This is a genomic window from Photobacterium lucens (assembly GCF_009873615.1).
Classification (GTDB): domain Bacteria; phylum Pseudomonadota; class Gammaproteobacteria; order Enterobacterales; family Vibrionaceae; genus Photobacterium; species Photobacterium lucens.
Window position 1 is genome coordinate 1 of record NZ_SSMG01000221.1, and the last position, 10,669, is coordinate 10,669.

11 protein-coding genes and 1 tRNA gene are annotated in these 10,669 nt (G+C 43.3%); 6 read left to right on the forward strand and 6 right to left on the reverse strand.

Annotation, left to right across the window (positions count from 1 at the left end):
• Positions 1 to 123: 123 nt before the first annotated feature.
• The 6 genes from E5A76_RS09885 to lolB form a co-directional block, all read right to left on the reverse strand.
• A tRNA-Met gene (locus E5A76_RS09885) sits at positions 124 to 200 on the reverse strand.
• A 313-nt stretch (positions 201 to 513) separates the two neighbouring features.
• Positions 514 to 1,605, reverse strand: coding sequence for a redox-regulated ATPase YchF (ychF, locus tag E5A76_RS09890; protein WP_053988642.1), 1,092 nt, complete (start codon positions 1,603 to 1,605; stop codon positions 514 to 516).
• Between the two features lie 96 nt (positions 1,606 to 1,701).
• Positions 1,702 to 2,292, reverse strand: coding sequence for an aminoacyl-tRNA hydrolase (gene pth, locus E5A76_RS09895; protein WP_053988641.1), 591 nt, complete (start codon positions 2,290 to 2,292; stop codon positions 1,702 to 1,704).
• A gap of 238 nt (positions 2,293 to 2,530) precedes the next feature.
• Positions 2,531 to 3,478, reverse strand: coding sequence for a ribose-phosphate pyrophosphokinase (locus E5A76_RS09900; protein ID WP_005370023.1), 948 nt, complete (start codon positions 3,476 to 3,478; stop codon positions 2,531 to 2,533).
• Between the two features lie 32 nt (positions 3,479 to 3,510).
• Positions 3,511 to 4,389: a 4-(cytidine 5'-diphospho)-2-C-methyl-D-erythritol kinase gene (gene ispE, locus E5A76_RS09905; protein WP_161118825.1), complete on the reverse strand. Its 879-nt coding sequence runs from the start codon at positions 4,387 to 4,389 to the stop codon at positions 3,511 to 3,513.
• 44 nt (positions 4,390 to 4,433) lie between these two features.
• Positions 4,434 to 5,024, reverse strand: coding sequence for a lipoprotein insertase outer membrane protein LolB (lolB, locus tag E5A76_RS09910; RefSeq protein ID WP_161118826.1), 591 nt, complete (start codon positions 5,022 to 5,024; stop codon positions 4,434 to 4,436).
• 216 nt (positions 5,025 to 5,240) lie between these two features.
• Between lolB and hemA the strand changes: the two genes are divergently transcribed.
• The 6 genes from hemA to kdsA are packed head-to-tail and all read left to right on the forward strand — an operon-like array spanning position 5,241 to position 10,569.
• Positions 5,241 to 6,503, forward strand: a complete 1,263-nt coding sequence (gene hemA, locus E5A76_RS09915; RefSeq protein WP_008986311.1) for a glutamyl-tRNA reductase — start codon at positions 5,241 to 5,243, stop codon at positions 6,501 to 6,503.
• 43 nt (positions 6,504 to 6,546) lie between these two features.
• Positions 6,547 to 7,635, forward strand: a complete 1,089-nt coding sequence (prfA, locus tag E5A76_RS09920; protein WP_161118827.1) for a peptide chain release factor 1 — start codon at positions 6,547 to 6,549, stop codon at positions 7,633 to 7,635.
• Complete coding sequence (gene prmC / locus E5A76_RS09925) at positions 7,635 to 8,489, forward strand: peptide chain release factor N(5)-glutamine methyltransferase (RefSeq protein ID WP_161118828.1); 855 nt, start codon at positions 7,635 to 7,637, stop codon at positions 8,487 to 8,489. Before prfA ends, prmC begins: the two co-directional genes overlap by 1 nt.
• Positions 8,490 to 8,495: 6 nt before the next feature.
• Positions 8,496 to 8,876, forward strand: coding sequence for a SirB2 family protein (locus tag E5A76_RS09930; RefSeq protein WP_053988667.1), 381 nt, complete (start codon positions 8,496 to 8,498; stop codon positions 8,874 to 8,876).
• Positions 8,877 to 8,889: 13 nt separating this feature from the next.
• Positions 8,890 to 9,699 carry a SirB1 family protein gene (locus tag E5A76_RS09935; RefSeq protein WP_053988636.1) on the forward strand — a complete coding sequence of 270 codons (810 nt, stop codon included), beginning with the start codon at positions 8,890 to 8,892 and terminating at the stop codon, positions 9,697 to 9,699.
• Between the two features lie 15 nt (positions 9,700 to 9,714).
• Positions 9,715 to 10,569, forward strand: coding sequence for a 3-deoxy-8-phosphooctulonate synthase (gene kdsA, locus E5A76_RS09940; protein WP_187695615.1), 855 nt, complete (start codon positions 9,715 to 9,717; stop codon positions 10,567 to 10,569).
• Positions 10,570 to 10,669 lie beyond the last annotated feature (100 nt).

The following is a 10,669-nucleotide window of genomic DNA, read 5'->3' on the forward strand; positions in this document are numbered from 1 at the left end:
GAGAGACTTGAACTCTCACACCTTGCGGCGCCAGAACCTAAATCTGGTGCGTCTACCAATTCCGCCACTTCCGCATATTATCAGTATAATAAACTGACTTTCAATTTTACGTTGAAAATTGAATGGTGGCTACGACGGGATTCGAACCTGTGACCCCATCATTATGAGTGATGTGCTCTAACCAACTGAGCTACGTAGCCATTTTCCGATTTATCACTGTAACTCTTAGTGAGTCACTGTGTCGGGAACGGGGCGCATTATGCTCATACCAGCGAAAACCGTCAACAGTTTTTTTGAAAATATCGGGAAAATCCGTTTGTTCGTCGGATATTTGGACGATGTGTGCGAATGACAAACTGAAATCGACTTTGTCAGCCTAAAATATTGATAAATGTGAGGTGCATCAATTAATTCTAGTGACGGTAGAATTACGAAACGTTGGTTGTTAAATACAAAATAAGCCAGCTAAACAGCTGGCTTATGAATGTTTATATGCTTTTTACAGGTGATAAATTACACGTTGAAGCGGAAGTGAACAACGTCACCATCTTTAACGATGTATTCTTTACCTTCTAGACGCCATTTACCTGCTTCTTTAGCACCCGCTTCACCACCACAGTTGATGTAGTCGTCGTAGCCGATAACTTCAGCACGGATGAAACCTTTTTCGAAGTCAGTGTGGATAACACCCGCCGCTTTTGGTGCTGTTGCACCTACAGGGATAGTCCATGCACGTACTTCTTTCACGCCAGCTGTGAAGTAAGTTTGTAGTGAAAGTAGCTCGTAGCCAGAGCGGATCACGCGGTTTAGACCTGGTTCTTCGATACCAAGATCAGCTAGGAACTCTTCACGATCAGCGTCATCAAGCTCTGCGATTTCTGATTCAATTGCCGCACAAACAGGAACAACAACAGCATTTTCCTGTGCTGCACGCTCCATCACTGCGTCTAAGAATGGGTTATTTTCAAAACCATCTTCGTTTACGTTCGCAATGTACATGGTTGGCTTAAGCGTTAGGAAGTGCAGGTAATCAATCGCTGCTTTTTCTTCTTTTGTTAGCTCAAGCGCACGTAGCATGCCACCTTCAGTTAGGTGAGGTAGCATTTTCTCTAGTACTTTGATTTCGAATTTAGCATCGTTGTCACCACCTTTAGCACGCTTAGCTAGACGTTGTAGCGCACGCTCACAAGTGTCTAAGTCTGCCATTGCTAGCTCAAGGTTGATGATATCCATGTCTTCTAGCGGATCGATACGACCTGCAACGTGTACGATGTTGTCGTTTTCGAAACAACGAACAACGTGACCAATGGCATCAGTTTCACGGATGTTTGCTAGGAATTTGTTACCTAGACCTTCACCTTTAGATGCACCGGCTACTAGGCCCGCGATATCAACAAATTCCATTGTCGTTGGCAGAATACGTTCTGGTTTAACGAAAACTGCTAGAGCATCCATACGTGGATCTGGAACAGGTACTACACCTGTATTTGGTTCAATAGTACAGAACGGGAAGTTTGCTGCTTCAATGCCTGCTTTTGTTAAGGCGTTGAATAGAGTTGACTTACCAACGTTTGGTAGACCTACGATACCGCATTTAAAACCCATGGTTTAAAACCCTTTTGGTGATTATTCTGTGTAACAACTCAACTATAGTACGGATGATCGTACTATAGCGGCAAAATAGAAGTCGAATTGGCTTGGCTATTCTGCTTTAAATGAATGTAGGCGGTTTTGCGCCTTTGTTAAGCCGTCTTTGAGCAATAAATCAATACAGCGAACAGATTCATCTACTGCTGCATCAATTAATTCTTGCTCTTTAGCTGGTGCTTTACCAAGTACGTAGCCAGCGACTTTGTTTTTATCGCCTGGATGACCGATAGCGATCCTCAAGCGATAGAAATCTTTATTGTTGCCCATTTTGCTGATGATATCGCGAAGGCCATTGTGACCACCGTGACCGCCACCTTTTTTGAATTTCGCAACACCCGGAGGGAGATCGAGTTCATCGTGAGCAACAAGAATTTCTTCAGGTTTTATTTGGAAGAAATTTGCTAATGCAGCCACAGACTTACCTGACAGGTTCATGAAAGTGCTAGGGATCAATAAGCGAAGATCCTGTCCGTTGACTGTAATTCGACCCGTTAAACCAAAGTATTTTGGATCGGGGCGAAGCGTTACATTGTGAACGCGTGCTAGCTCTTCTACTACCCATGCACCTGCATTATGGCGAGTTCTAGCATACTCTTGACCCGGATTTGCTAGGCCAACAAGTAAACGAATATTATTACTCACGTTTATCTCTCTTGTTATATACGCCAGTAACTATGCCGATTGTACTTGTGTAGAAAGTAGTGATGAGTTACTGGGAGTCGGGCTCAAAACGCGTCACATATTATATCAAATTAAGTAAAATTGATACGACTGTGCTTTAACGGCTATTTTTGGCTGCTTTATAAAAGAAAACGCCCCGCAAAAGCGAGGCGTTAAATAATAGCGACGTTAATGTTTTACTTTTAACGTATTGAGCGTATTAGTGCTCAAACATTGCTGAGATAGACTCTTCGTTGCTAATACGACGAATCGCTTCAGCTAGCATGCCTGATAGTGTTAATACAGAAACTTTACCTGTTGCTTCGATTTCTTTCGTCAACGTAATTGAGTCAGTTACGATGATTTCATCAATCACAGATTCACGGATGTTCTCTAGTGCACTACCTGAGAATACTGGGTGAGTTGCGTATGCAAATACACGTTTCGCACCACGTTCTTTTAGTGCTTCTGCTGCTTTACATAGCGTACCGCCAGTATCGATCATGTCATCAACAATGATACAGTCACGACCTTCAACATCACCGATTAGGTGCATTACTTGAGATACGTTGGCACGTGGACGACGCTTATCGATGATAGCGATATCTGTGTCATCAAGTAGTTTTGCAATAGCGCGAGCACGTACAACACCACCGATGTCTGGTGATACAACAACAGGATCTTGAAGATCTTTTGCTAGCATGTCTTCTAGAAGAACAGGGCTACCAAATACGTTATCTACAGGAACATCGAAGAAGCCTTGGATTTGCTCAGCGTGTAGGTCAACAGTAAGAACACGGTCAACACCCACATTAGAAAGGAAATCAGCAACTACTTTTGCAGTGATTGGCACACGAGCAGAGCGAACGCGGCGGTCTTGACGAGCATAACCAAAGTATGGAATTACTGCTGTAATACGGCCAGCTGAAGCGCGGCGTAGTGCATCGATCATAACAACCAGTTCCATTAGGTTGTCGTTCGTTGGTGCACAAGTTGATTGGATAATGAATACGTCGCTACCACGTACGTTTTCATTAATTTGTACACATACTTCACCATCGGAGAAACGGTTAACCGTTGCATCTCCCAATGAAATATAAAGACGATCAGCGATGCGTTGGGCTAGTTCTGGTGTTGCGTTACCAGCAAACAGCTTCATATCAGGCACGGTGTAAACCTCAGGTTGCGTCCAAGTTGTAATTACTGACAATCCGTAGAATGTGCGGCTAAGGCTGTCATAAGAGGAGACGTGTTGACACCTTTTGCGACAAATCCGTGGAGCCAGTCAGGTAAAATTTTCAAAATTGCGTTGGCTTCTTCCTGCGTATTAAACTCCGAAAATACACAAGCGCCAGTGCCGGTCAATCTTGATGGCGCGTATTCTAACAGCCACGAAAGCGCCTGATCAACCTCGGGATTAAGACTTCTTACAATTTTCTCGCAATCGTTTTCGTAAACGCCATGTAACAGGGCATACAGACTGCGTTTTTTTGTATTTCGTGGAAGGTCGGGATGGGTGAAAATATCAACAGTTGCGATGCTAATATCGGGTTTGGCTACTAAAAACCATTTTTCGTCGGGTTCTGCGGGCTGTAATTTCTCACCAACACCTTCAGCAAATGCACTGGAACCACGGACAAAAACGGGTACATCGGCACCTAATTTCAAACCGATTTCAGCCAATTCATCAACAGAAAGGTTGGTTTGCCATAAATGGTTAAGGGCGACGAGTGTGGTTGCTGCATTAGAAGATCCGCCACCAAGACCACCACCCATAGGGAGAATCTTATCTATATGGATCTCTGCACCTAACTCACAGTTAGCGGCTTGACGCAGTGCTTCAGCTGCTCGGTAGATCAAATTATCTTCTGTTTTAACACCTTCAATTGCTGGTGTTAAAAGGAGTTGGTTATCACGGCGTGGTGTGATCGTGAGGGTGTCACCGTAATCCACAAATTGGAAAAGGGTTTGCAGATCGTGATAGCCATTTGGGCGTTGACCCGTGATGTATAAAAATAGATTGAGTTTAGCGGGTGCTGGCCATTGGCTAGCAACATCAAAAGGGATGTTTTGACTCATGCAGTGCTCGTATTTTTGAGAATAACGGTAAAATTTCTTACAAATTAGTTAGCTAACCAGTGCGAAATTTTAATTTTAATTTTGAGTTTGCCTTGATTTAGCACCATTTGGGTTGGTAATGCAGGGCTTTGGCTATTATACGTGTTGTAATGCATTTCCCATACCTGACCGTTAATGTCTTTAGCTAAATAAGCAACTTGATCGTTGTTATTCAATTGGTAAGTATCAGCACCTGTTGGTAAGCCGATTAACCAATCTCGCATTTGTGAAAGCGGTAATTGAATGCCAGTTAACTGTTGTACTAGTTGCGTTGCATCGGTGCCGTGATAGGTTTTCCCGTCTGGGTCAACTAAGGTTACGCTATTAGGCTTAGCGTCTAAATTCAGCACGGTTTTGTACATTTTAGTCAGAATTAACTGGTATTCATCGTTGTGATTTTTCCAGTTAAATGTCAGTGATACACGTTGCTCTGGACTTACATAACCAAACACGCCTTTCGCTTGATAATCGGTGAGGCGTTTTAATTGGGTTTGATGGGTTTCCCAATCTACTTTTTGGGTGTTTTTCGGCGTTTGTGCACAGCCTGATAATAAGGCAAGCGTGATAGCGATAAAGGCTAAATTACGTAATCTCATGATGAAAGCTCGTAATAAGAATGAGCCAAAACAATAGCGATTATTTTAATTAAAGCCAAATAATAACCAAAAATAATGGGGATATTAGGCGATTAAGGCAAGAAAAATGCCATCATTATTGATTGATTTCGTCAGCTACCTTTTATTACGTCAGGGCATCAAGTAAAATCCCCCCTCTTAGATTTTTTTCACCGGCGAAGTGGGTACACCGTCTCCATGACCTTGCTTGCATTAGGAATCAACCACAAAACAGCTTCTGTTGATTTACGTGAAAAAGTGGCATTTTCTCCTGAAAAGCTCACTTTGGCGTTGCAGCAGCTGAAAAACCACCCTGAGGTATTAAGTGGGGTTATTGTTTCTACTTGTAACCGTACTGAAGTTTACTGTGAAATTTCACAGTCAGGGCCGGGTGTGATCATTGACTGGTTGACCAAATTTCATCAGATCACAGCCGAAGAACTGATGCCAAGCCTGTACTTTCATGAAGAGCAAGCAGCAGCACGTCATTTAATGCGTGTTGCTTGTGGCCTAGATTCGTTAGTATTGGGCGAGCCGCAAATCCTAGGACAGGTGAAGCAGTCTTATTCGGAATCAAAAGACATTGAAGCAGTAGGTGGCACCTTAGAAAAGCTGTTTCAAAAAACCTTTACAGTAGCGAAACGCGTACGTACGGAAACAGATATTGGTGGTAATGCCGTATCTGTGGCTTATGCTGCGTGTTCTTTAGCGCGCCAAATTTTTGAGTCTTTATCCGGTGTTACTATTTTACTGGTAGGTGCGGGTGAAACGATTGAATTAGTTTCTCGTCATGTTGTTGAACAGGGCTGTAACAGTTTAATTGTGGCTAACCGTACTCGTGAGCGTGCTGAAGGTATTGCGCGTGAATTCGGTGCTGAGGTGATCAGCTTAGAAGAAATTCCTGAGCATCTTCACCGAGCAGATATTGTGATCAGCTCAACGGCGAGTCCATTACCGATAGTTGGTAAAGGCATGGTCGAAGCGGCACTGAAGCAACGTCGTCACCAGCCTATGCTGTTGGTTGATATTGCTGTTCCACGTGATATTGAACAACAAGTTGGCGAATTGAACGATGCTTACTTATATTCTGTTGATGATCTTCACTCGATTGTAGAGAAGAACCGTGAGCAGCGTAAGGTTGCGGCTATTCAGGCTGAAGCCATTGTAAGTGAAGAAAGTGCAGCGTTTATGCAATGGCTACGCTCACTAGAAGCTGTTGATAGTATTCGTGATTATCGTCAATTTGCCGACCAAATTAAACAGGAGTTGCTACAACGTAGCCTCCAAGCCATTGCTAATGGTACCGACCCTGAGAAGGCCTTAGCAGAGCTCAGTAACAAACTGACCAATAAGCTTATCCATGCTCCAACCAAAGCTATGCAGCAGGTCGCTAAAAATGGCGAGTCTGACAAATTAGTGGTGATCCGTGAAGCTCTCGGTCTGGATTCCTATAACGATTAGTAGTTGATCGCCTTTGGCTTTCGCTAAGCACGATTAGAAGATTATGAAGCAATCAATTTTAGTTAAATTAGAAACTCTTGTTGAACGTTATGAAGAAGTTCAACATCTCCTTGGTGATCCGGATGTACTTGCGGATCAAAACCGTTTTCGTGCGTTATCGAAAGAATACTCACAGCTAGAAGAAGTGACTAAGTGTTTCCAAGCTTACCAACAAGCGAAAGAAGATTTAGTTGCTGCTGAAGAGATGGCACAAGAAGACGACGCAGAAATGCGTGAAATGGCACAAGAAGAGATCAAAGAAGCGAAAGCTGAAATTGAGCGTCTAGCAGATGAACTTCAAGTGCTATTGCTGCCAAAAGATCCAAACGATGATCGCAACTGTTTCGTGGAAATTCGTGCTGGTGCTGGCGGTGATGAAGCCGGTATTTTCGCCGGTGATCTATTCCGTATGTACAGCAAGTACGCAGAGCGTCGTGGCTGGCGTGTAGAAGTGATCAGCGAAAACCGTGCAGAGCAAGGCGGTTACAAAGAAATGATCGCAAAAGTGAACGGTGAAGGTGCGTACGGTATCTTAAAGTTTGAGTCAGGCGGTCATCGTGTACAACGTGTTCCTGCAACCGAATCTCAAGGCCGTGTTCATACATCAGCATGTACTGTTGCGGTACTACCTGAAGTGCCAGAAGCTGAAATTCCAGAAATTAACGCTGGCGATCTGAAAATCGATACATTCCGTTCATCAGGAGCGGGTGGTCAGCACGTTAACACCACAGATTCTGCTATTCGTATTACTCACTTACCAACAGGTATTGTGGTGGAATGTCAGGATGAGCGTTCACAGCATAAGAACAAAGCAAAAGCGATGTCGGTACTTGCTGCGCGTATCATTAAAGCGGAAGAAGAAAAACGTAATGCAGAAGAAGCGAGCACTCGTCGTAACCTATTAGGTTCAGGTGATCGCTCTGACCGTATCCGCACTTACAACTACCCACAAGGTCGTGTATCGGATCACCGTATTACCCTAACACTTTACCGTTTAAATGAAGTGATGGAAGGCGATCTAGACGCACTAATTCAACCTGTTCTACAAGAGCACCAAGCGGATCAGCTTGCTGCAATGGCTGAGCAAAACTAATGCCTCGTAGCATTGAACAGGTTTTAAAACAAACAACAGCACAATTATCAACGGCGGGCTCAGATAGCCCGCAGTTAGATAGTGCTGTTTTGCTATGTCACGTACTCGATAAACCGCGTAGCTATTTACTGACATGGCCAGAAAAACAACTTGATGATGCTCAATATGAGGCATTTCAAGCGTTAGTCACCCGTCGTATTAATGGTGAGCCTGTGGCTTACATTATTGGCGAACGTGAGTTTTGGTCACTGTCATTAAAGGTTTCACCATCAACATTGATCCCACGTCCTGATACTGAGCGTTTAGTTGAACTGGCATTAGAAAAAATTTCAGCGTCAGCCACTAAAGTATTGGATTTAGGCACAGGTACAGGTGCCATTGCTTTAGCGATTGCATCTGAATGTCCAATGTTGCAGGTAACAGGCATCGATTTACGCCAAGAAGCAGCTGATTTAGCGCTGGAAAATAGCCAACGTTTATCAATTTCAAATACTCGTTTTTTAGCGGGTAGTTGGTACTCACCGTTACAACAAAATGAAATGTTTGATGTGATTGTGAGTAATCCGCCTTATATTGATGAAGCCGATCCGCACCTTGTTCAAGGCGATGTTCGTTTTGAACCTAAGAGTGCGTTAGTGGCTGACGATAACGGTTTGGCTGATATTCGTATTATCAGCGATCAAGGACGACAACACTTGGCAATCGGTGGTTGGTTATTAATGGAGCACGGCTTTGAGCAGGGCTCTGCAGTACGTGAAATTTTAGCGCAGCTTGGATACCAACAAATTTCTACCAGTCAAGATTATGCAGGACTCGATCGAGTAACGATGGGTTGCTGGCAAGGAGAAAAATAGATGATGATGTATATGGCGATGAAACACATTCATTTAGTGGCCATTGCACTAAGTGTGCTGTTATTCGTAACCCGCTATATCATGATGATGGCAAACTCATCACTGCTGAATAAAAAGTTTTTTAAAGTGACTCCTCACATTGTTGATACGATTTTATTAGCATCAGGTGTGGCACTTATCTTTATTACTGGTTTTATGCCGTTTACTGCAGCAAATGGCTGGCTAACAGAAAAACTGACTTGTGTGTTGGCTTACATTGCCCTTGGTTATGTCACGCTACACATGGGTAAGAATAAAGTCTTTAAGACGTTTGCCTTTTTAGGCGCGTTGGGTTGGGTATTTTTAGCTGCACAATTGGCGATCACTAAGACGTCGATTTTCGGTTAAGTTAGGTTAGATCATGATGCAGTTTAATGAAGATGAACTCAATTCTCGCCCGTTAGTGGACGGGGCTATTGAGATGATGGCGGAAATTGATCCTGAATTTCCAGCCCATTGGGTGCAATTAAAGTTATCTCAATTAGCTCAAGAAGCCGAGCATGCGTTAATGGAGGAGCTCGATCCTCGCCTTCGTTTAGAAGGACTATTACGCTTATTTTATCGTGAGTGGGGTTTTCAAGGCGATCATCAGCAATACTTTTCATCAGATAATGCATTCTTAGATAAGGTATTGGAGCGCCGTAAAGGGATCCCTGTTAGCTTAGGTGCACTGTTCGTTTATCTAGCACAGCATCTTGATCTACCAGTAGAAAGTGTAGGCTTCCCGACGCAATTTTTATTAAAGGCAACGTGGCCGGAAGGGGATGTGCAATACATCAACCCGTTTGATGGTGAGTTTGTTAGTACTCATATTTTACGCAGTTGGTTGATTGGTCATCGCGGCCCGTTTACTGAATTAAAGCCAGAATATTTAAAAACACAGCAGAATCACGAAATTCTTGTTCGTTGGTTAACTGTGATGAAAAGTGCGCTGCTTCGAGAAGAGCATTTCACAGACGCTTTACGTTGTAGTGATTTAGCGCTGTTATTTAGCCCGGGTGATCCTCATGAGATCCGTGACCGTGGCTATATTTATCAGCAACTCGACTGTAGTCATGCTGCTGCGATGGATTATTCATATTTTATTGAACAATGTCCTGAAGATCCGGCTGCCGATTTACTCAAAACGCAAGTAGAGACGCTCTTTGATGAGCCTTTGACTCTGCACTAAAAGAGAATAACGAATATGATGGAACAAAAAACTGTTCGCATTGGCGACATTGATGTAGCGAATGATAAGCCATTTGTCCTATTTGGCGGTATGAACGTGCTTGAGTCTCGCGATTTAGCGATGCAAATCTGTGAGCACTACGTAAAGGTTACTGAAAAGTTAGGTATTCCTTACGTATTTAAAGCGTCGTTTGATAAAGCTAACCGTTCATCTGTGCATTCATACCGTGGTCCTGGTATGGAAGAAGGTCTGAAGATTTTCCAAGAGATCAAAGATACGTTTGGTGTAAAAATCATCACTGACATTCACGAGCGTGAACAAGCACAACCTGTTGCTGATGTGGTTGATGTAATTCAGCTTCCTGCATTCCTTGCACGTCAAACCGATCTTGTTGAAGCGATGGCGAAAACAGGTGCTGTGATCAACGTGAAAAAACCACAGTTCATGAGCCCAGGTCAAGTGGGTAACATCGTTGAGAAATTCGCGGAATGTGACAACCACAATGTGATCTTATGTGAGCGTGGTGTACTACACGGTTATGATAACCTAGTGGTTGATATGCTTGGTTTTGATGTAATGAAAAAAGCATCAAAAGGCAGCCCAATTATCTTTGACGTAACCCATGCGCTACAGTGTCGTGATCCTCTAGGTGCTGCTTCAGGCGGTCGTCGTGAGCAAACTGTTGATCTAGCTCGCTCTGGTATTGCAACAGGTATCGCTGGCCTATTTATGGAAGCGCACCCAACACCTGATCAGGCACTATGTGATGGTCCATCTGCATTCCCACTAGATAAGCTTGAGCCATTCTTAGCGCAAATTAAACAACTTGATGATTTAATTAAGAGCTTTGCTCCAATCGAAATCAACTAAGTTTATTGCGTTTGATGAAATTCGAAACCCAGTGATGGATACCATTACTGGGTTTTTTTATACATATTATTCGTTGAGGTAGTTGTTCTGTATGATAATT